The sequence below is a fragment of the Hyphomicrobium sp. genome (assembly GCF_041659645.1).
Taxonomy (GTDB): Bacteria; Pseudomonadota; Alphaproteobacteria; order Rhizobiales; family Hyphomicrobiaceae; genus Hyphomicrobium_B.
The window spans coordinates 414803-436283 of the sequence record NZ_JBAZXX010000004.1; the positions used below are offsets into that span (position 1 = coordinate 414803).

Sequence of the window (21481 nt, forward strand, 5' to 3'; positions counted from 1 at the left end):
CAATCATCATTCGAGGAAATCGCAATGGACCAACCGGCGTGGCTTGCGGCTGCGTGGGCCGAATTTGGCGTGCGCGAAATTCCCGGCAACGAGAGTGCGCCCGAAATCCTACGCTATTTTCGCGATGCGGGTGACGACAATGTCGAGACCGAAGCAACGCCCTGGTGCGCCGCATTCACTGGCGCCATGTTGAAACGTGCGGGAACCGCAGGCACCGGCTCGCTTCTTGCGCGATCGTATCTCGAATGGGGCATCAAACTCGATGATGCGCGGCTCGGCGCCGTCGCTATTCTATCGCGCGGCGACGATCCAACGGCCGGGCACGTCGGCTTTGTGCTCGGAGAGGCGGCCGACAAACTCTATCTCCTCGGCGGCAACCAGGGCGATGCCGTGGCGATCGCAGCCTTCGACAAGACACGCCTGCTCGGACTTCGCTGGCCAAACGACGAAACCGAGGCGGAAAGCACAACCGCCGACAACGGCATCTTCGCGAAAGTGCTCGCGCACGTCCTCGAAATGGAGGGCGGTTATACGAACGATCCCTACGATCCCGGCGGACCGACCAATCGCGGCATTACGCTTGACGTTTACGCCGGTTTTAAGGGCCAGACCCTCGACGCCGGTACGCGGGATCGCCTGATCGCGGAATTGAAATCCATTCCCGACGCGACCGTCGCCGCAATTTATCGCCGCCGCTATTTCGAACCGGCGGATTGCGCGGCATTTACCGCGCCGCTGACGCTCATGCATTTCGACGCCGCCGTGAACCACGGCGTTGGTGCCGCGATCCGCATGTTGCAGCAAGCAGCCAGCGTCACGGTCGACGGCGAGATCGGCCCTGAGACACTCGCCGCGATCGGCGCGCGCAACGTCCTCGACCTCATCGATAGCTACGCCGAAATCCGCCGCGCCCGCTACCGCGCCCTTCCGCATTTCTGGCGGTTTGGACGCGGTTGGTTGAGACGCGTCGATGCAACTTTCGCCCTCGGCAAAGCGTGGGCCTCAGCCGACGGCATCACCCACGGGCTTTTGGAGCCCGGACAAAACGCAAAAGGAGAAACGACCATGAGCAGCCAAACGACGACAACGACCACCGACAGCGACGCAAAAGTTTGGACGCAATCGAAGACGCTATGGGGTGTCTTAATCACCGCGGCTTCGACGGTCCTTCCCCTTCTGGGCCCGGCGATTGGCGTAACCCTCCCGGCGGACATCATCCAGACATTCGGCGATCAAGCGATTACGGCTGTTCAGGCCATCGCGGGATTGTTCGGCACCAGCCTTACTATATATGGGCGATTCACCGCGTCATCCGTCCTCAGTCTTCGTAAAAGTTAATTTCAATTGGAGCGCTCGCTGTCTCCGAGCCCGTATTCATCGCCCATTCAACCCGCTATTCTTACACAGTAGTGTTTTCCGGATGAGGTCCATGCTCGGATTGGGGAAAGCGGCAGTGGTGATGGCTGCGGCAGGCATACTGCCGTGCGAAGCCGTTTGCGCCGCCGACTGCTTGACCGATTGGGGTATGGCCGGCCAAATCGTGAGACGGGAGAACCTGATAACGGTGGAGGAGGTCTCCCGGTCTCTTGCCTCGGACGGCGTCGGCGTACTCGTCAAGACCACGCTTTGCCGCTCCGAAAGCGGATATTTTTATCGCCTTGTGATCAGAGCGCCGACGGGACGGCTGATCACGACCGTTATGACTGCTAAGAGTCGCTAGGTGGCTCATCGTTGCGGCTGGCTTTCTCCGAAAGCTATCTTATAAGTCCGCAACGTCACGCAGGAGCGGAGGGAAATCGCCGTGCGAGCACTCGTCGTCGAGGACGATAAAGACCTGAACCGTCAACTTTCCTCGGCGCTTTCCGATGCCGGTTTCGCCGTCGATGCCGCCGGGGACGGTGAGGAAGGCTATTTCCTCGGCGATACCGAGCCCTACGATATCGTCATTCTCGATATCGGCCTGCCGAAGATCGACGGCATTTCCGTTCTTGAACAATGGCGTCGAAGCGACCGCAAGATGCCGGTCATCATCCTGACCGCGCGCGACCGCTGGAGCGACAAGGTCGCGGGCATGGACGCCGGCGCAGACGACTATTTGGCGAAGCCCTTCCATATGGAAGAGCTGCTGGCCCGCGTCCGCGCCCAGGTGCGCCGGGCGTCGGGTCATGCAAAATCCGAAATCGAATGCGGGCCGATCCGGCTCGATACCAAGTCGGCGCGCGTGACCTGCGACGGCGCCCCCGTGAAACTGACATCGCACGAATTCCGGCTGTTGGCGTACTTGATGCACCATAACGGCCGGGTGGTCTCGCGGACCGAACTGGTCGAACATCTCTACGACCAGGATTTTGATCGCGATTCGAACACCATCGAGGTATTTATCGGCCGACTGCGGAAGAAGATTCCAGGCGATGTTATCCAGACGGTCCGCGGTCTTGGATACCGCATGAGCCAAGGACCGGATGAGGCTTAACTCCCTCGCGCTGCGCCTCTTTGCGACTTCGGCAGCGTGGACGCTTCTGGCCCTGCCGCTGGCGGGCTACATCATTTACTCGCTCTATCGCGAAGACGTGCAGTTAAGCTTCGACGCCCAGCTCAAGAAGCTTCTGACCCAGATCACGATCGACAGCATGAGCACGATGGGTGATCAGCCCGTCATCCCGCCGAACCTCTACGAACCGCTGTTCGAAGTCACGCAATCGGGCTGGTATTGGCAGATCCGCCCGGTTGACGGCGCGCCGGGGCGAACGCTCGTGTCGCCGTCACTGGCGACCGCGGTATTGCCGTCTCCCTATGATCGCAAGTTTCCGACCGACGATACCGGAACGCGCTGGATGAACGTGCCCGGCCCGACGGGCACGACGATCCGTATTCTCGAATTCATCGACTCCCCGGGTCATGATCCCGACAAAACGAAATATTCGATCATCGTCGCTGGCCCGATGGATTGGTTCGAGGCGACCGTCGCCAAGTTCCGCACGCGCCTGACAAGTGCTCTTGCGCTCGTCGGCTTGGGTCTATTGGCGGTGACGGTTTTCCAGGTGCGCTTTGGTCTTTTGCCGTTGCGCCGTGTCGAGAAAAGCCTCGCGAGCATCCGGTCCGGCCAGGCCGAGCGGTTGGAAGGCAACCTTCCCGCCGAGATCGAGCCGTTACAGTCGGAGCTCAACGCGCTGATCGAATCCAACCAGGATATCATCGATCGCGCGCGCACCCAGGTCGGCAACCTCGCGCACGCTCTCAAGACGCCGCTCGCCGTCCTCACCAATGAAGCGCACGAGGACGAAAGTCCCTTCGGCGTCAAGGTTGCCGAGCAGGCACATCTGATGCGCGATCAAATCAGCCATTACCTCGACCGCGCCCGCATCGCTGCGCGCACCAGCACCATCGGCCGCGTCACGCCCGTTGATGCGACGGCTGGCCCCCTAGTGAGGGCGCTCGAGCGCATTCACCAGGACAAGGGTGTCTCGTTCGATTTGGCGGTCCAGCCCGGCGCCAAGTTTCAGGGTGAGAAGCAAGACCTGGAAGAAATGCTCGGTAACCTGCTCGATAATGCCTGCAAGTGGGGGAAGGGCCGGGTCTATCTCGCGGCGGTCGTCAATTCCCAAGATACGACGGGGCGCCGAAAGCTCCGAATCACCGTCGAGGATGACGGCCCAGGGCTTTCGCCCGAGCAGCGGGCTAAAATCGGCAAGCGGGGCTTGCGCTTGGATGAAACAAAACCCGGATCCGGCCTTGGTCTCTCGATCGTTAGCGATCTCGCCACGTCCTATCGGGGCAAGCTCTCGCTCGAAGCTTCCAAGCATGGTGGCCTGAAAGCCATACTCGATCTTCCAGCAGTATGACGCTCTTCCTCTGGATATCGCGGCGCAGCACCGAACTTGGGTGGGGATTTGCCCGAATTGTGGTCGATTTCCGCCTTGTCGAAGGCACAATATCGGTCTAGCCACTGTTCAAGACTGTGCGCCGGGTGGGGCAAATGCGGCGCGAGGGGATGAACCGATAATGGGGTTTACCATGCGCATCGCGCGCTTTTCGCTGCCGCTGCTGGCTATTGCCATGCTGGCGGGATGCAGCAACGGCCAGGGTGGAGTCGACAACACGAATACAGGATTGGTCCTCGGCAGTATCACCGGCGGCATTCTGGGTAATCAGGTCGGCAAGGGCGACGGCAAGGTGGCGGCAACGGTCGCTGGCGCCGTCATCGGTGGCATCGTCGGCAGCCAGATCGGCGCCAGCATGGACGAGCGAGACCGCCGCTACGCGCAGGAAGCCGAATATGACGCTCTCGAGCGCGGCCAATCCGGCGTTTCGCGGCAATGGCGCGATCCCGATACCGGCAACTACGGCGATATCGTTCCGAGCCGCCCCTACAAACGCGGCGTCGCCGATTGCCGGGATTACACCCACACGGTCTACATTGAAGGCAAGCCGAAGCAGATGCGCGGCACGGCGTGCCGTGGTGGCGATGGAACGTGGCAGGCAGTTGGCTGACGCACTGCAACAAAACTCGGGAAACATTTCTATAAGTTAACCCGTCCGCGACAGATGGGCTGCTCTGAGCTTTGTCTGCTTGCCTGGACCGGCGCGCGATCCTATTCCCTGCAAAAAGCTTGAGGATCGCGCGGCGATGGTTTTCTGGATTCTAGTGGCCGGACTGGTGGCGGCGGTAACGCTTGCCATCACGTGGCCGCTGATGCGACAGCCCGCGCAGGCCGCCACCGATGCCGACGCTGACGCCGATATCGCGGTCTACAAGGATCAGCTCAAAGAGGTAACGGCCGACGAAGCGCGGGGCACGCTTGCGGCCAACGAGGCTGAAAACGCCCGCGCCGAAATTGCGCGCCGCCTTTTGCGCGTCACGCAAGATACGCCAAAATCCGAAACCGCAGCGCGCGCCGCCGCCCGCAATCGCTTCATCCTGCCGGTCTCGCTTCTGACGTCCGTTGCCCTGCCCGTCGCGAGCTTAGGACTCTATCTCGCCTATGGCGCACCCGGTATGCCGGCGCAGCCATTGAGCGAGCGCCTTGCCGAAGCGAACGTTGCGAGCAAGCCGAACGATCTCATTGCCAAGGTTGAGCAGCGGCTGCGCGAGCATCCCGAAGACGGCACCGGATGGGACGTGATCGCGCCGGTTTACTACGCGATGGGCCGCTACGTCGACGCCGCCACGGCATATCAAAACGCGCTGCGATTAATCGGCGCCGATCCCCGTCGCCTGCAAGGTTTCGCCAACTCCCGCATCCGCCTGGAAAACGGCATCGTTCCTGACGATGCCCGCAAGGCGCTTCAGCAAATTCTTGTGCTCGCGCCTAAATCCGTCGAGCCGCGCATTTGGCTGGCGCTGGCCAAAGAGCAGGACGGTAACCTCACCGAGGCTGCGGCAGACTACAAGTCTCTCCTAGCCCAAGCGCCGAGCGACGCGCCGTGGCGTCCCGTCGTGGAAGAGCGCCTCGCGAGGCTGGAGCCTAAGGGCAACACCGCTCCGGGTACCGATCAGAGCGCCGGAGCAAACGCACCTCCTGCAGCACCCGCCGCGCCTCAAGCCCCCGCTGGCCCCGATGCCTCGGCGGTCATGTCCATGAGCCCCGAACAACGCCAGGCCTTCATTGGCCGTATGGTTGATGGTCTTGCGGCCCGGCTAAAGACGGACGGCAGCGATGCCGAGGGATGGGTGAAGCTCATCCGCGCCTATCAAGTTCTCGGCCGCCGCGACGATGCCGTGAAAGCATTGAATGATGCCCGCACCAACCTCAAGGGCAACCAAGGAGGGCTGGCCCAAGTCGAAGATTTGGCGCGCCAGCTCGGTCTTGGAAGTTGATGTAACGTAAGGTCCGCAATGACACGCAAACAGAAACGCGGAGTGATGATCGGAGGCGGCGTCGCGACGCTCGGACTGGCCGTTATCCTCGTTCTTTTCGCGTTGAAGGACAGCATCGTTTTCTTCCATACCCCGAGCGATATCATCGAGAAGGGCGTGGCGGCCGGCCAGCGCATTCGCCTCGGAGGACTTGTCGAGCAAGGTTCGGTCGTTCGCGGTCAAGGCACGACGATTACTTTCAAGGTGACGGACACCCTGAAAGATATCCCCGTGACGTTCACCGGCGTGCTGCCCGATCTGTTCAAGGAAGGGCAGGGGGTCGTGACCGAAGGCGTGCTCGACGGCAAGGGCGGCTTCACGGCGGACACCGTTCTTGCCAAGCATGATGAAAATTACATGCCCCGCGACGTTGCGAAGGCGTTAGAAGCGAAAGGCGTGAAGCTGGGTGCGAGCGCGCATCCGGGCCAGTTAAAGGCAGAGATGCCCTAGAAGGATATGCCGTGATCGTCGAAATTGGACATTTCGCTCTCATCCTCGCGCTGCTGGTTGCAGTCGTGCAGGTCGTGGTTCCCGCGTTCGGCGCCGCCATCAAGGACGGGCGCATGATGCGCGTCGCGGAGCCGGCTGCGGTGTCTCAGCTTTTCTTGATCGGGCTCGCCTTCTTCGCGCTGATGCACGCTTACGTAACGTCGGATTTTTCTGTCCTGAACGTCGCCCAGAATTCGCATTCGACCAAGCCGCTGATCTACAAAATGGCCGGCGTCTGGGGCAATCACGAAGGCTCTATGCTGCTCTGGGTGCTGATCCTGGCGCTCTTCGGCGCTGCCGTCGCCGTGTTCGGCAACAATCTGCCGCCGACGCTGAAAGCCCGCGTTCTTTCCGTGCAGGCATCGATCGCGGTGGCGTTCCTGCTCTTTTCGCTGCTGACGTCCAATCCGTTCATACGCCTCGATCCGGCGCCGTCCGACGGCAACGGTCTCAATCCTATCCTCCAGGACCCCGCGTTGGCCTTCCACCCGCCGTTCCTCTACACGGGCTACGTCGGCTTCTCGATCGCATTCTCGTTCGCCATCGCCGCCCTCATAGAAGGCCGCATCGATGCCGCCTGGGCGCGCTGGGTGCGCCCCTGGACGCTCGCCGCCTGGATGTTCCTGACCATCGGCATCTCGATGGGTTCGTGGTGGGCTTACTACGAGCTTGGCTGGGGCGGTTGGTGGTTCTGGGACCCGGTCGAGAACGCGTCGTTCATGCCATGGCTCGCGGGTACGGCGCTCCTGCATTCCGCATTGGTGATGGAAAAGCGCGAAGCGCTGAAGATCTGGACCGTGCTGCTCGCGATCCTGACGTTCTCATTGTCGTTGATGGGCACATTCATCGTACGCTCCGGCGTGCTGACGTCGGTGCATTCGTTCGCCGTCGACCCGGCACGCGGCGTCTTCATCCTTGCCATTCTCGTCATCTTCACGGGCGGCGGCCTCGCGCTCTTTGCGCTACGTGCAAAGGATATGCAGGCGGGCGGCCTCTTTCAGCCGATCAGCCGCGAAGGCACGCTCGTCCTCAACAACCTGCTGCTGGTGACGGCAACCGCAACGGTGCTCGTCGGCACGCTCTATCCGATGGCACTCGAAGCTCTGACGGGCGAAAAAATTTCCGTCGGACCGCCGTTCTTCAACATGACGTTCGGCCCCTTGATGATCCCGCTGCTGATCGCGATGCCGTTCGGGCCGATGCTCGCCTGGAAGCGCGGTGATTTGCTCGGTGCGATGCAGCGGCTGGCGTTCGCGTTCCTGGCGGCGCTTGTCGCCCTCGTCGCCGTCTTCGCGGCCGAATACCGGGGACCGTGGCTCGCGCCCTTCGGCATCGCGCTCGGCGTCTACGTTATGGCGGGCGCCGTGCTCGAGTGGGCAAACAGAGTAAAGCTCGGCTCGACCGGGCGCGATGAAGTCGTCCGCCGTGCGGTGAACCTGCCGCGCTCGGCCTATGGCACGTTCTTCGCCCACTTCGGTATCGGCATGCTGATGGTCGGCATCGTCGCAACCAGCGCCTATCGCGAAGAGCACATCGTGGCGATGAAACCCGGTGATCAGCTGATGGTCGATGGCTATCAGGTGACATTCGCCGGTGTCGAGCGTGGCCGTGGCCCGAACTACGTTGAAGATATCGCCGACTTCAATGTGAAGCGTGACGGCGAGACGGTTACGCGGCTCCAGCCATCGAAGCGCCTTTACGATGCCCCGCCGCAATCGACGACGGAATCCGGCATTTACGCTTCCTGGGGCGGCGATCTCTATCTCGTCATCGGCGACGGTCAGCCGGGCGGAGGCTACGCCGTTCGCGCCTACTTCAATCCTCTCGTTCGCTTCATCTGGCTTGGCGGCCTGATTATGTTCCTTGGCGGCGGCATCTCGCTGTCCGATCGGCGTTTGCGCGTTGGAGCCCCGACACGGCCGCGTCTCGCTGCTGCGGTTCCTGCGGAGTGAAACCCTTGCGCCGGTTAATCGCAGTCGTGGCTTTGACAGTCTGGGCGGCGCTAGCATTTGTGCCGTTGGCGTTCGCCGTTCAGCCCGGCGAAATGCTGAGCGACCCGGCGCTCGAACAGCGTGCGCGCACGATCTCGGGCGACCTGCGGTGCCTCGTCTGTCAGAACCAGTCCATCGACGACAGTGACGCCCCGCTCGCAGGCGACCTTCGCCGTCTCGTGCGCGAACGGATCATGGCGCACGATACCAACGCTCAAGTCATCGACTATATCGTCTCCCGCTACGGCGAATTCGTTCTGCTGAAGCCCCGGTTCGAGCTGTCGACGCTTCTCCTTTGGCTGACGCCCATTCTCGTGCTGCTCGGCGGCATCGTGCTCGTCGTCCGGGCGACGAAGCCAGCCGGGACATTGGCCAGCGTCCCCCTGACGGAACAGGAACAGGCCAAGCTCGACGAAATACTTAGCCCCAAGGACCGTTAGACTTTGGATGGGCCTGGAACAGTCACCAGATTACCAACAGTTAACGTCCCTGACATGCTGCCGTAACCCCGTTTCCGCTATGCGTCGTAGTAAGGCTCGCGAAGCCTGCTTTCATCTGGAGACCCTGGGATGCGATTTCCGCACCGCTTGTCGACGAACTCTTATTCAAAATTGACTTCTAAATTCGCGCCGGCATCGGCTGCGATGGTTGCAATCACTGCGGTGGGATTTGGGCTTGCGGTGCCATCGCACCCTGTGCGCGCCGAGTCCGGCGCCCAGACGATCGAAACGCCATTCGGCCGCGCGCCGCTGACCTTCGCCGACATCGTCGACAGGGTGAAGCCGGCAGTCGTTTCCGTATCCGTCGTCAACGATGGCGGTGCCTCGAAACTCGCGTCGAACGACAAGGATAAGAAGCCGGAGAAGGGCCCGAAGGGCGAAAAGAACTTCTCGCTTCCCGATCTACCGCCGGATCACCCCTTGCACGACTTCTTCAAGAACCTTCCGAAGGAGTTCGGCCAGGAAGAGCGCCCGAAGATCGTTCAGGGCCAGGGCTCGGGCTTCGTTATTTCGTCCGATGGCTACGTCGTGACCAACAACCATGTCATCGACGGTGCCACCAAGATCCAGGTGAGCTTCGACAACGACGAAACGAAGTACGACGCGAAGCTGGTCGGCACCGATCCGCGCACCGACATCGCTCTCATCAAAATCGAAAGCAACAAGACCTTCCCGACCGTCAAGCTGTCGGACAAGAAACCGCGCGTTGGCGACTGGGCTCTGGCCGTCGGCAATCCGTTCGGCCTCGGTGGCACGGTTACCGCCGGCATCGTCTCGGCGCTCGCCCGCGACATCGGTTCCGGTCCCTACGATTACCTGCAGATCGACGCGGCCGTGAACCGCGGCAACTCGGGCGGCCCAACCGTGAACATCGACGGCGATGTGATCGGCGTCAACACCGCCATCTTCTCTCCGTCTGGTGGCAACGTCGGCATCGCATTCGCTGTGCCCGCGACGACCGTCAAGGAAGTCGTCCAGCAGCTGAAGGCTGACGGTTCGGTCAGCCGCGGCTGGCTCGGCGTCAAGATTCAGAACGTCGACGAGGACACCGCCGCCAGCATCGGGCTTTCCGACGCCCACGGCGCTCTGGTCAGCGAAGTGACGCCGAACGGTCCTGCTTCCAAGTCGGGCATCAAGGCCCAGGATGCCATCCTCCAGGTCAACGGCGACAAGATTGCCGACAGTCGTGATCTTGCCCGTAAAATCGCCGAGCTTGCGCCGAACACGGACGTTGACGTCAAGGTCTGGCGCAACAACTCCGAGCAGTCGCTGAAGGTGAAGCTTGGGCTCTTCCCCAAGAACGCCGAAGCCGCGATGAACGGCGATAACAACGATCAGGACAACGGCAAGAACGATGACGACGAAGACAGCAAGTCCGTCGACCTGAGCCAGCTCGGTCTCACGCTGATGCCGGCCCGGTCGGGTAAGGACGCTGAGGGCGTCGCCATTGCCGAAGTCGATCCGTCGTCGGACGCTGCCGAGAAGGGCCTGAAGCCGGGCGACGTCATCCTTGAAGTCTCCGGCCAGATCGTGACGTCTCCCGACGACGTCATCTCGGGCATCAAGAAGGCGCAGGATCTGAAGCGCACAGCCGTCCTCCTGCACGTCAAGTCAGCCGACCAGAAGCGCTTCGTCGCCGTTCAGCTGACCAAGAAGGGTTGAGGTTAACGCGCCATGACCAATTCGAGCAGCTCCGTCAGTCAAACGGCGGGGCTGTCTCGACGTTTCGGGGACAGCCAGTTAAACAGTGAGCGGAGAGAAGGCCAAGGTCGGACCCAAACCATGCGCGTGCTCGTAATTGAAGACGATAAAGAAACCGCGCTTTTCCTGCAGAAATCCCTGAAAGAGAACGGCCATACGGCTGATCTTGCTCACGATGGCGAAGCGGGCTTGTCGCTGGCGACGGACGGTGCCTACGATGTTTTGATCGTAGATCGCATGTTGCCCTTGCTCGACGGCTTGTCCGTGATCAAGACGCTTCGGACCGAGGGTAGCCGGACGCCAGTGCTGATTTTGTCGGCGCTCGGCGAAGTCGACGATCGGGTCAAGGGATTGCGCGCCGGCGGCGATGACTATCTCACGAAGCCCTACGCCTACTCGGAACTTCTGGCCCGCGTCGAGGCGCTCGGACGGCGCACCGCGCCCGAGGAACAGCAGACCCGCTATTCCGTCGGCGATCTCATCCTCGATCGCCTTTCCCATCGTGTCACCCGCAGCGGCGAGCATATCCTGCTCCAGCCGCGCGAATATCGGTTGCTCGAATATTTGATGCAGCACGCCGGGCAGGTCGTCACCCGCACGATGCTGCTCGAACATGTCTGGGATTATCACTTCGACCCACAAACGAACGTGATCGACGTGCATGTTTCCCGTCTCCGGGCGAAGATCGATAAGAACTTCGACAAGCCGTTGCTGCACACGGTCCGAGGCGCAGGATATACAATCCGTGACGGCCCTGCTTGATCGCGTCGCGAAAGCGGCTTCGACCACAGCCTTCGGATTGAGCGCGTTGGCCGTGGCGTTTTTCTTGTTCGCCGCGGCGATCGTTGTCGGCTTTCTGTTCTGGCAGACGAATAAACTCTTCACCGACCAGGTCCTCTCGACGCTGACGGCCGAGGCCCGTATTCTTTCATCCGAGATGAAAGTTGGCGGCCAGGTGAAGCTCGTCGAGACGGTTACGGCGCTGTCGCGTCCTCAGGGAACGGGCCTCTACTATCTCGCCGACCAGACTGGCGCGAAAATCGCCGGAAACCTCAATCGCATTCCCCCGGAACTCGACGCCGACGGACGCGGCGGCGTTTTCAGCTATCAGCCGACCGACGACCAAGGCCCGTCGCATCTCGCCGTCGCTATTCCAGTTGATCTCGGTCCCAATCTTCGCCTCATCGTCGGCCGCGACGTCGAAGATCAACGCGCCTTTGCGAATTCGATCCGCTTCGTCTTTCTCTTGGGCTTTGGCGCCCTCTCGGTCATCGGCCTTCTCGGCGGCCTCACCGTCAGCCGCCTGATCGTCACTCGTATGGATCAGATCACGGCGGCAAGCCGTCAAATCATGGAGGGCGATCTCTCGCGCCGCATTCCAACGTCGGGCAGGGGCGGAGAACTCGACGGACTAGCAAACAACCTCAACGAGATGTTGGAACGCATCGAAGGCCTGATGAGCGGTCTCCGCGAGGTCTCGGACAATATCGCCCACGATCTCAAGACGCCGCTCAACCGGCTCCGCAACGCGGCGGAGGCGGCGCTCCGCGATCCACGCGGCGGTGAGGCTTATCGCGAAGGCCTCGAACGGACGATTGAGAAGTCGGACGAACTCATCAAGACGTTCAACGCTCTGTTGCTCATCGCGCGCCTTGAAGCCGGTCCGCTAGAGGAAAGCACCGAGACGTTCGATCTCGGCCGCTTCGTGGCGGACGTCAGCGAACTGTATGCGCCCGCCGCTGAAGAAGCGGGCTTCGCACTCGCAATTGACGTCGAGCAGGACGTCTTTGTTCGCGGCAACAGACAATTGATCGGTCAGGCGATCGCCAATCTCATCGACAATGCCATTAAATATTCGCGCGGCGGCGAGCCCGGAAGCGCCATCACCGCGCGCGCCTACCGCCTTAACGGCCGTCCTGCAATCTCGGTCGGCGACCATGGGCCGGGCATCGGCGAGACCGACCGCGAGCGGGTTTTGAAGCGCTTTGTGCGCCTGGAAGAGAGCCGCACGAAGCCGGGGACCGGACTAGGGTTAAGCCTCGTCGCGGCGGTTGCGCGCCTCCATCACGGTGAGGTCCGCCTTGAGGATAACCAGCCAGGCCTCAAGGTCGTCCTGCTGCTATCGAGCAAATGTCTGATTGCAGTGCCCGATAGGGAGGGTGACGCAGCGCCCGGTCTTGCGGCACAATGAGCGCATGGATCAGCCTGTCTCTCCAAGCTTCGCGGCCCGCATCGCCGAGTGGCCTCGCTCATCACTCGGTGGGCGCGGCGGCGAGCGTTTCGCGGCCCTTAAGTCTGAGGTAAAGACCGAGCATCCACGGCTCGCCGAGCTTCTGAACGATGCCAAGGTCGAAAATCTACTGACAGGCATTTTCGAGGGCTCACCCTATCTCACGACGCTCGCGAACCGAGACTACGCGCGCCTCGCTCGGATCCTCGGAGAACCTCCGGGCGAACGGTTTTCGACTCTGACCGACGAGTTGAAGGCCGCAATGCGCGACGCCGCGGATATGGTTGCGGCCAAGCGCGCGCTCCGCATCTACAAGTCGGAAGTCGCGCTTTTGACCGCGCTCGCTGATCTCGCCGGCGTCTGGCCCGTCATGACCGTCACGCAAACGCTGTCGGATTGCGCCGACACCGCAGTCGGAACGGCCGTTCGATTCCTGTTTCGGATGGCGTCGGCGCGAGGCCAGTGGCAGCCGGCCGAAGCCGAAAGCCCGGAGATGGAGTCCGGATACTTCGTGCTCGCGATGGGAAAGCTCGGCGCTTTCGAGCTGAATTATTCGAGCGACATCGACCTGACGATTTTCTTCGACCGCGAAAAGTCGCGGCTAGTAGGCGATGGCGACGTGCAGTCGTTCTTCGTCCGGCTGACACGCGACCTCGTGCTTCTGCTGGATGAACGCACGTCCGACGGCTACGTTTTCCGTACCGACTTGCGACTTCGTCCCGATGCGGGTGCCACTCAGATCGCACTCTCGACCGTCGCGGCGCATGGTTACTACGAGACGGTCGGCCAGAATTGGGAACGCGCGGCGATGATCAAGGCCCGGCCCATCGCCGGAGATCTCGAAGCAGGCGCCGAATTCCTGTCCGAGCTGTCGCCGTTCATTTGGCGCAAGTATCTGGATTTTGCCGCCATCGCCGATATCCACGCTATGAAGCGGCAGATCCATACGCATAAGGAAATCGGCCCGATTTCCGTCGCCGGACAGAATCTGAAGCTTGGTCGCGGCGGCATTCGCGAGATCGAGTTTTTCGCCCAGACTCAACAGCTGATCGCGGGCGGACGCCAACCCGATTTGCGCGTGTGCGCGACGCTCGACGCGTTGGCGGCCCTCGAAAACCGAGGCTGGGTGAAAGCCGACGTCCGCGCCGAACTCGACGACGCCTATCGCTATCTCCGCCGCTTAGAGCACCGCCTGCAAATGGTCGCCGACGAGCAAACCCACGAGGTGCCATCCGATCCAGCGGCGCTCGCCGCCTTCGCACAGTTTGCGGGATATGCCGACGTGCCCGGGCTTGCCGCTCATTTGATGCCCGTCTTGGAGACGGTCGAGAAGCACTACGATGGTCTTTTCGAGGAAGCGCCCCATCACCTCACGCCTGCCGGCGCCAATCTCGTCTTCGCGGGGGCCAAGGACGATCCGCGAACGCTCGAAGAACTGAAGCAGCTCGGTTACTCGCAACCGGCGCAAGTCCTGGCCATCGTCCGTGGCTGGCACCATGGCCGCGCGCCGGTCGTAAGGTCGCCGCGCGCAAGAGAACGGCTGACGGAAGTTCAGCCGTTGCTGATCGAGGCTTTGGCTGACACGGTCGATCCCGACGGCGCAATCGCAAGTTTCGATCGCTTCCTGGCGGAGTTGCCGTCTGGCGTGCAACTTTTCTCGCTGCTCAAGGCGCAGCCGGGATTGATCCGTCTGTTCGCTGATATCATGGGATCGGCGCCACGTTTGGCGCATATCCTCTCCCGTCGCCGCCGATTGCTGGATGCAGTCCTGGACCCTCAGGTCCTGGGCGGCGATTTCAACGGCGCGGCAATCGACGATGTGTTGCTCAAGGCCTTCGACGCGGCCCGCGCGGCAAGTTTCGGCGACCCGATGCAGGATATTCTCGATACCGCGCGAAGGATCGGGAGCGAGCAGGCCTTTCTTGTCGGCATAAGAATTCTGACCGGAAGTATATCGGCGATGGAAGCAGGCGTCGCTTACGCGACCATTGCTCAGCGCCTCATCGCGGCCCTGCTGAACGAGGTGACCCGCGAGATGCAGGACGATCACGGCACCGTGCCCGGCGGTGTCGCCGTCGTCGTCGCGATGGGCAAGCTTGGCGGCCGCGAAATGACTGCAGCCTCCGATGTCGACCTCATCGTGATCTATGATTTTGATCCCACAGTTGAGCAATCGGATGGCGCGAAGCCGCTGGCCCCTCCGCATTATTACATGCGCCTGACGCAGCGCCTCATCAACGCCATATCGGCGCGAACGGCGGAGGGCGCTTTGTACGATGTCGATATGCGCCTTCGGCCATCAGGCCAGAAGGGGCCGGTCGCGACGCGCCTGTCGAGCTTCACGAGCTATCAAGCCACCGAAGCCTGGACTTGGGAACACATGGCCCTGACTCGGGCTCGCGTCATCGCCGGATCACGGGATCTGTCGGGTCGTGTCGAAGCCGAGATCCGTAAAGTCCTGACAGCGAAGCGCGACCGAACGAAAATCGCGGCCGACGTCCTCGATATGCGCCGTCGCATCGAAGCCGAAAAAGCGTCCGCCGACATTTGGGATTTGAAGCAGGTGCGGGGCGGCCTCGTCGACCTCGAATTCATCGTGCAATATCTGCAACTCGTCCATGCAGCCGAGCATCCGGCTATCCTGAGCCAGACCTCCATCGCGTCCCTCGCAGCGGCCGCCTCCGCGGGCCTCATTCCTGACGATGACTACCGCCGGCTGGCGGATGCCGGTCGGTTGTTGCACGATCTGACGCAGGTGCTCCGGCTGACCATCGAGGGGCCATTCGACCCTGCGTCGGCGCCAAAAGGACTGAAATCGCTCCTGGTTCGATCGGGCGATACAACTTCATTTGAAGACCTGGAAACAAAACTGAAACAGACGCTTGCGGACGTTCTGGAAGCCTTTAACCGTCTGATCGTTTAGGCGCCTTTGCGCACCGGCGACGGATTGTGGCAGGCTGGACCGTTCTTGCGATAACCGACACGGAAAACCGCCTTCGGGCGGCGGCATCCGAGGCGTTGGAGCGCAAGGCAGGCGAACAGATGTCGAGGGGATTAGTGGCGGCGACGAGGACCGATGGCAGCCCGGCCGCACCGCGACCGGTGGCCGAGAGCCGAGCCGACGAGGCAGTGCTCGTAGCCGCTGTTGGCAGCGGCGACGGCAATGCGTTCCGCTTGCTGATGGCACGCCATCTCGGCAGCATTGTCTCCGTGGCGCGCCGTATGCTGCGGGACGACGCGGAGGCAGAAGACGTGGCGCAGGAAGCGTTCTTGCGGCTCTGGCGTTCAAGCGGAACGCTCGAAATCGGTCCTGCGGGAATCCGACCGTGGTTGCGTCGCGTGGTTTCGAACCTGTGCCTCGACCGGGTGCGCGGGCAGGGCCGTGTGATGGTGGTTGAAGAATTGCCAGAGGTCCCCGAGCCGGCGAAGCAGCTCGCCAACCTCGAGAGCCAGGATACGCAGCGCCGGGTTGAAACGGCGATGCAGAGACTGCCCGACCGGCAGCGGCTGGCGCTCACCCTCTTTCACTTCGAGGGGCTGAGTCAGATTGAGATCGGTCAGGCAATGGGAATATCCGACGAAGCAGTCGAGTCGCTGCTGAGCCGGGCACGGCGGCAGTTGAAGGCAGATTTGAAATCGGAATGGGAGTCGCTGCGCAATGACAGCGAACTCTGAAGTTCGGGAGACGGCAGACGATGTCACGCAATAGTTTAGGCCCGGTAGGGCTCGATAAACTGGAGGCAGCCCTCGATACGTACGGTGCAGACCGTACGCGATGGCCGGCGCCGTTGCGTCTCACGTTGTCGGGATTGATCGCCGGCAATCTTGACGCACAGAAGATGCTGCAAGATGCTGAAGCCTTCGATCGGCTGCTGGACAGCGCGCCGCAGTACGACGCTGGGCGCTTAGACTTATTGAGCAACCGTATCGCGGCAGCAGCGGAACGCCAGCCACGACTTGCTGTCAGTCATGCTCGCGCGACATCCGGCAGCAGCTCCGTGTGGACGTCGCTTCGCCGTCATCACGGCGTCGCGGCCACTGCCCTCGCGGCCTCACTCGTGCTCGGTATATTTGCCGGTCAATTAAATATGTTCAATTCGACTGCTGACGTTCTTCTCGGCGATGATGGTGTAAGTTCTTCTACCGTCAACAGGCAGCTGGCCCAGACCGACGATGCTGACGGGCTATTGGATGAGGATTTGCTGTGACGGCTGAGGTCAATCATTCGGCGCCGCGTAATCGCTCGCGGTTCCTTTATCTCGGATTCATCGCATCGCTGGCGATCAACCTGTTGTTTGTTGGTGGCTTCGCAGCAGCGGCTTGGCATCATCACCAGGAAGAAATCGATAGACCGAAGGGCCTCGGTCTCCTGGGTTTTGTCGCCAATCTTCCCTCCGACCGGCAGGAAGCGATCCGGCAGGAAGTGGTCGCGGCGCGCGATTCCATGAAGCAATTGCGGGCGAGCATGCGGCAGGCGTGGTTGAATGCCAATGCGATGTTGACGGATGAACCGTTCGACAAGGCCAAGTTTTCAGCGGCGCTCCAGCAGCTCAAGGACCTCGAAGCGAGCTACAGGGCCAGTATTTACAATATGGTGGCGAACACCGCCGAAATGCTGACGCCCGATGAGCGGAAGTTACTGCAAGCTTGGCGGGTGGAACGGCGAGCCAAATTCCTCGGCAAGCACGATGACAAAGACCAGACGCAAGACAAAGACAACAGACCTCTGACGGACTGAGCAAGTCCGGCCGACTTATCAGGCGGCAGCGAATAAGTCAGCCTGAGCGGCGCGCAACAGCCGCACGGATGACGTCCATACTCCGCCGCTGCCGGCATTCGTCGTCAGCTCGGCGCCCGAAAGCTCGCAGAACGTCCGGGCTAGGATCATTCCGAAACCCTCATCCGAACCTACACAACGACCATCGGTGAGTAGGACAACGGCAAGCGTGACGGCATCGGCGGTTGCTCTCGTTTCGATCCGCAGCACCGCGCCGGTCGCCGCGTTTCGAACGGCCTCTGCGATCAGATTGATAAGCATTTGGCGCATCGCCTGATGGTCGCCAACGATCTCGGCATCGAGGCCGGCGTCGATCTCGACCGCGATCAATTGTGCCGCGAGGTCCGGGGCCGCGAAGGCGTAGGCTTCGTCAATCACGCGCTTGATACGGCTGGTTTCGCGGGCGCGCTTGCGCTCCGGCGCCGTCAACAGCGCCGTGATGGCAAGGGCGTCTTCGGTCGACTTCAAAAGAATGCGTCCGCTCGCGTGGATGTCGCGGGCATAGGCGCTGTAGCCCGATCCGAGCGGGCCGAAAACTTCGTTCGTCATCATTTCCGAGAAGCCGAGCACGGCATTCAACGGTGTCCGGAGTTCATGGCTCATGTGTGCAGTAAGTTTGCCCCATGCCGCGCGGTCCATGCCGGGCTGCCCCGGTCCAACCGCGAGCAGTTCGGGGAAGCGTAATTGGCGCGTCATGTCGGTGCCGATGGCGGTCCGAATGTCCGACTGGCGGCGGTCGCGGGTAGCGACGGCATCGTTTCGGGCGAGCAAGTGCCACGGCAACACGACGACGAGGGCTGCCAGCCCCGCGCCAGCCATGAAGAGTACGGTTGAAAGCAATTCGGAATCGAGGTGCGGAATGATGGCGCCGGCCGCTGTCAGCACCGCCGCGAGCAGAAGAAACAAGCCTCGATGCCCGAAGCCGCGGCCGCCGGAAAGCTCCAGCAGCGGCCCGTTCTGTTGAGATACGAGGCCGCTGATTGCGGCAATGTTTCCCCGTTGAGGAACGGACCAAGTCCGAGCCATCCTCAAATTCCCCTGCTGAATTTTGATCTAAGTGCCCCGCCCCACCAGGCCGGAGACGATCATGTCTCCAAGCATGATTCGACATTCGCCGATTTGCGACTCACCTGTCGAGGGAGAAAAAATCGCTTTAGAATCAATTTTGTCGCTGTTTCGACGACTTAAGCAAATCGCATGACGGGTGTGGCCGAAATGCTCCGGATACTCCTTAGTCGTCGAGCATCCGCGTGACCATCTCAAGGCAATCCCGCGAAAGTCTTGGTGCTGCGGCGACCCGCTTAAGCGCCGCCTTGGCGAGACTTTTGCGCTTGGGTTCGAGCGCACGATAGCTGCGAAACGCCCCGAGCATCCGTGCCGCTACCTGAGGATTGAGAGGATCGATCTCAAGCGTCTTGTCCGCAAGGAACTCGTAGCCTTCACCGTCGGCGCGATTGAACTGCAGCGGATTGCTCAAGGCGAAGGTGCCGATCAGTGCACGCACCTTGTTCGGCGTCGTGATCTTGAACAATGGATGCCGGCAGAGCGCTTTCACCTCATCGAGCGCCTGCGGTCGCGGCGATTGCGCCTGTGCGGCAAACCACATGTCGATGACGAGGTGATCGCCCTTCCAGCGCTCGAAGAAATCATCGAGGACGCCCGAGCGGCCTGGAGCATCGACGCCCGCGATGAGGAACATCGCGTGGCATGCATCCGTCATGTTCGACGCTTTGCGATAGTGCGCTTCGAGCCGGGCGAAGTCTTCTTTCGTCTCGCGCGTCGTCAGCAGTGTCAGTGCGGCGTTGCGCAAGGCCCGACGCCCGGAACTCTTGGCATCGGGTGAAAACTTCTTCTCGCGCGATGCATTCGCGTAGAGCGCTTCGAGATCTTCCGTCAGCTTCTCGCCGATCGTGCGGCTGAAAGCCCGATGCTCGCCGAAGATTGCGGCGTGGTCGACCTTCGTCGCTTTCTCGCGCGCGACATCGGCAACGGACGGCAACTTTAAAAGTTCGGCTTTGTAGGCGTCATCGAGCGCGGAATCGCCCAGGGCATAGTGCAAAGCTTCAGCGAGCTTCATGGCCTTGGACCCGATGACGGTCTTCGGCCGCTTCGCTTCAAGCAGCGTCAGGATGCTCCGCGTCGCGTAAGCATAGCTTGCCTGCCAGCGATTGAAGAGATCGCTGTCGTGGTGCATCAGGAACGCCAGATCATGATCCGACAGCGGCATGTTGATCATGACGGGAGCCGAAAAGCCCCGGAGCAGCGACGGCACCGGTCGCGAGGTGACGCCCTTGAACTTGAAGCTCGTCGTCCGCTCCGTGACCGCCATCACGCCGTCGCGGATTTTAACGCCGCCCTCGACGTCGAGGTCCATCTCTTTGCCGTTCTCGCCGAGCAGCGCCATGCTGATCGGAATGAAATAGGGCTGCTTCTTCACCTTGCCGGGCGATGGCTTCAAAACCTGATGCACGGTCAGCTCGGCGGATTTTCGCCGCTTGTCATAGGTAAGATTGCAGACCAGCTCGGGCGTGCCGGCTTGCGAATACCAGCGGTGGAACTGCGAAAAATCTTCCCCGCTCGCGTCCGCAAAGCAGGCGATGAAATCTTCGATCGTGACCGCTTGGCCGTCGTGGCGTTCGAAATAGAGGTCCATTCCGATCCGAAACTTGTCCGGGCCGAGCATCGTTTCGATCATGCGGACGACTTCCGCGCCCTTCTCGTAGACGGTCGGCGTGTAGAAGTTGTTGATCTCGACATAGCTCTCGGGTCGGACCGGATGCGCGAGCGGTCCTTGATCCTCGGGAAATTGCAACGCCTTCAACTGCCGCACATCGCCGATGCGTTGCACGGTGGCGCTGCGCTGATCAGCCGAGAACTCCTGATCGCGGAAGACGGTCAGACCTTCCTTCAGGCAAAGCTGGAACCAGTCGCGGCAGGTGATGCGGTTGCCAGTCCAGTTGTGGAAGTATTCGTGCGCGACGACGCTCTCGATCGACTCATAGTTCCCGTCCGTCGCGGTGTCAGGCGAGGCGAGAATGAGGCGATCGTTGAAGATGTTGAGGCCCTTGTTCTCCATCGCCCCCATGTTGAAGTCGGAGACGGCAACGATATTGAAGACGTCGAGATCGTATTCTCGGCCGAAGCGGGTTTCATCCCACCGCATCGCCCGCCTGAGAGACTCCATGGCCCAGTGCGCACGCGATTCCTTGCCGTGCTCGACATAGATCCGAAGATCCACCTCGCGACCGGACCGCGTCGTGAACGTGGACGCGATGGATGAGAGATCTCCGCCGACGACGGCAAAGAGATACGATGGCTTGGGATGCGGATCGTCCCAGACCGCATAATGGCGCTCGCTGCCGGCTAGCGTGCCCCGCTCGACCGGGTTGCCGTTCGCCAGGAGAATTGGGGCCGTCTTGACGTCGGCTTCGAGCCGGACGGAATACTTCGCGAGAACATCGGGCCGGTCGAGAAAATACGTGATGCGCCGAAAGCCCTGCGCCTCGCACTGCGAGCAATAAACGTCTCGTGAAAGATAAATGCCCTGCAACGCCGTGTTGGCTTTGGGGTTTATGCTCGTCACCACCTCGAGGGTGAACGGCCCCTTTGGTGGCGCCAGAATTGTAAGGCTCGTCTCGCCAACGCGATACGATGAGGGCTTAAGCTTCTTACCGTCCAGCGCCACGCTTTCGAGTTTGAGCAGCTCGCCGTCGAGCTTCAACGGCACCTTACCGGGCGTCTGCGAAGCGGGATTGCGCCGGATCTCAAGTTTCGACGCGACACGCGTCTTCGCCGGCGCAAGCGCGATATCGAGATGAACGGTATCGATCAGGAATTCCGGAGGACTGTAGTCGGCGAGAAGAACCGGCTTGGGATTTTCTGCTTTCATGGCACCCCGCTGCGAACGTCATAGGCGCTTCCCGGGGATGATCCAAG

At 61.4% G+C, this 21481-nt stretch carries 18 protein-coding genes; 16 read left to right on the forward strand and 2 right to left on the reverse strand.

The genetic code is table 11. The annotated features are described in order from the left end of the window. Window positions 1–24: 24 nt before the first annotated feature. The 16 genes from WC811_RS16440 to WC811_RS16515 all read left to right on the forward strand — a co-directional run bounded on the left by WC811_RS16440 (window position 25) and on the right by WC811_RS16515 (window position 17506). On the forward strand, window positions 25–1338 hold the full coding sequence (locus WC811_RS16440) for a TIGR02594 family protein (protein WP_372646399.1): 1314 nt from the start codon (window positions 25–27) through the stop codon (window positions 1336–1338). A gap of 91 nt (window positions 1339–1429) precedes the next feature. Continuing rightward, window positions 1430–1720, forward strand: coding sequence for a hypothetical protein (locus WC811_RS16445; RefSeq protein WP_372646400.1), 291 nt, complete (start codon window positions 1430–1432; stop codon window positions 1718–1720). 81 nt (window positions 1721–1801) lie between these two features. Beyond that, a complete protein-coding gene (locus WC811_RS16450; protein ID WP_372646401.1) occupies window positions 1802–2473 on the forward strand; it encodes a response regulator transcription factor in 672 nt (223 codons plus the stop codon). Beyond that, window positions 2463–3842 (forward strand): sensor histidine kinase, encoded by a 1380-nt coding sequence (locus tag WC811_RS16455; RefSeq protein WP_372646402.1) that lies wholly within the window; start codon window positions 2463–2465, stop codon window positions 3840–3842. The genes WC811_RS16450 and WC811_RS16455 overlap by 11 nt, the downstream gene beginning before the upstream one ends. A 160-nt stretch (window positions 3843–4002) precedes the next feature. Next, window positions 4003–4491 carry an RT0821/Lpp0805 family surface protein gene (locus WC811_RS16460; RefSeq protein WP_372646403.1) on the forward strand — a complete coding sequence of 163 codons (489 nt, stop codon included), beginning with the start codon at window positions 4003–4005 and terminating at the stop codon, window positions 4489–4491. Window positions 4492–4627: 136 nt separating this feature from the next. Further along, window positions 4628–5818 (forward strand): c-type cytochrome biogenesis protein CcmI, encoded by a 1191-nt coding sequence (ccmI, locus tag WC811_RS16465; protein WP_372646404.1) that lies wholly within the window; start codon window positions 4628–4630, stop codon window positions 5816–5818. An 18-nt stretch (window positions 5819–5836) separates the two neighbouring features. Continuing rightward, window positions 5837–6307 (forward strand): cytochrome c maturation protein CcmE, encoded by a 471-nt coding sequence (ccmE, locus tag WC811_RS16470; RefSeq protein ID WP_372646405.1) that lies wholly within the window; start codon window positions 5837–5839, stop codon window positions 6305–6307. A gap of 11 nt (window positions 6308–6318) precedes the next feature. Next, complete coding sequence (locus WC811_RS16475) at window positions 6319–8298, forward strand: heme lyase CcmF/NrfE family subunit (RefSeq protein WP_372646406.1); 1980 nt, start codon at window positions 6319–6321, stop codon at window positions 8296–8298. Window positions 8299–8303: 5 nt separating this feature from the next. Then, entirely contained in the window at window positions 8304–8777 is a 474-nt protein-coding gene (locus tag WC811_RS16480) for a cytochrome c-type biogenesis protein (RefSeq protein WP_372646407.1), read from the forward strand. A 129-nt stretch (window positions 8778–8906) separates the two neighbouring features. Continuing rightward, window positions 8907–10499, forward strand: a complete 1593-nt coding sequence (locus WC811_RS16485; RefSeq protein ID WP_372646408.1) for a Do family serine endopeptidase — start codon at window positions 8907–8909, stop codon at window positions 10497–10499. Window positions 10500–10619: 120 nt separating this feature from the next. Beyond that, window positions 10620–11300 carry a response regulator transcription factor gene (locus tag WC811_RS16490; protein WP_372646409.1) on the forward strand — a complete coding sequence of 227 codons (681 nt, stop codon included), beginning with the start codon at window positions 10620–10622 and terminating at the stop codon, window positions 11298–11300. Continuing rightward, window positions 11284–12729, forward strand: coding sequence for a sensor histidine kinase (locus tag WC811_RS16495; RefSeq protein WP_372646410.1), 1446 nt, complete (start codon window positions 11284–11286; stop codon window positions 12727–12729). Before WC811_RS16490 ends, WC811_RS16495 begins: the two co-directional genes overlap by 17 nt. A 4-nt stretch (window positions 12730–12733) precedes the next feature. After that, a complete protein-coding gene (locus tag WC811_RS16500) occupies window positions 12734–15691 on the forward strand; it encodes a bifunctional [glutamine synthetase] adenylyltransferase/[glutamine synthetase]-adenylyl-L-tyrosine phosphorylase (RefSeq protein WP_372646411.1) in 2958 nt (985 codons plus the stop codon). A 26-nt stretch (window positions 15692–15717) separates the two neighbouring features. Further along, the gene (locus tag WC811_RS16505) at window positions 15718–16443 is read left to right on the forward strand and encodes a sigma-70 family RNA polymerase sigma factor (RefSeq protein WP_372646412.1); all 726 of its coding nucleotides are present in this window, start codon (window positions 15718–15720) and stop codon (window positions 16441–16443) included. A gap of 20 nt (window positions 16444–16463) precedes the next feature. Next, entirely contained in the window at window positions 16464–16976 is a 513-nt protein-coding gene (locus WC811_RS16510) for a hypothetical protein (protein WP_372646413.1), read from the forward strand. Then, a complete protein-coding gene (locus WC811_RS16515) occupies window positions 16973–17506 on the forward strand; it encodes a periplasmic heavy metal sensor (RefSeq protein WP_372646414.1) in 534 nt (177 codons plus the stop codon). The genes WC811_RS16510 and WC811_RS16515 overlap by 4 nt, the downstream gene beginning before the upstream one ends. A gap of 18 nt (window positions 17507–17524) precedes the next feature. Here WC811_RS16515 and WC811_RS16520 read toward each other — a convergent pair whose 3' ends face one another. Together WC811_RS16520 and pepN are read right to left on the reverse strand one after the other, a co-directional pair. Next, on the reverse strand, window positions 17525–18571 hold the full coding sequence (locus WC811_RS16520; RefSeq protein WP_372646415.1) for a sensor histidine kinase: 1047 nt from the start codon (window positions 18569–18571) through the stop codon (window positions 17525–17527). A 205-nt stretch (window positions 18572–18776) separates the two neighbouring features. Next, window positions 18777–21434, reverse strand: coding sequence for an aminopeptidase N (gene pepN / locus WC811_RS16525; RefSeq protein ID WP_372646416.1), 2658 nt, complete (start codon window positions 21432–21434; stop codon window positions 18777–18779). Between the last annotated feature and the right edge of the window lie 47 nt (window positions 21435–21481).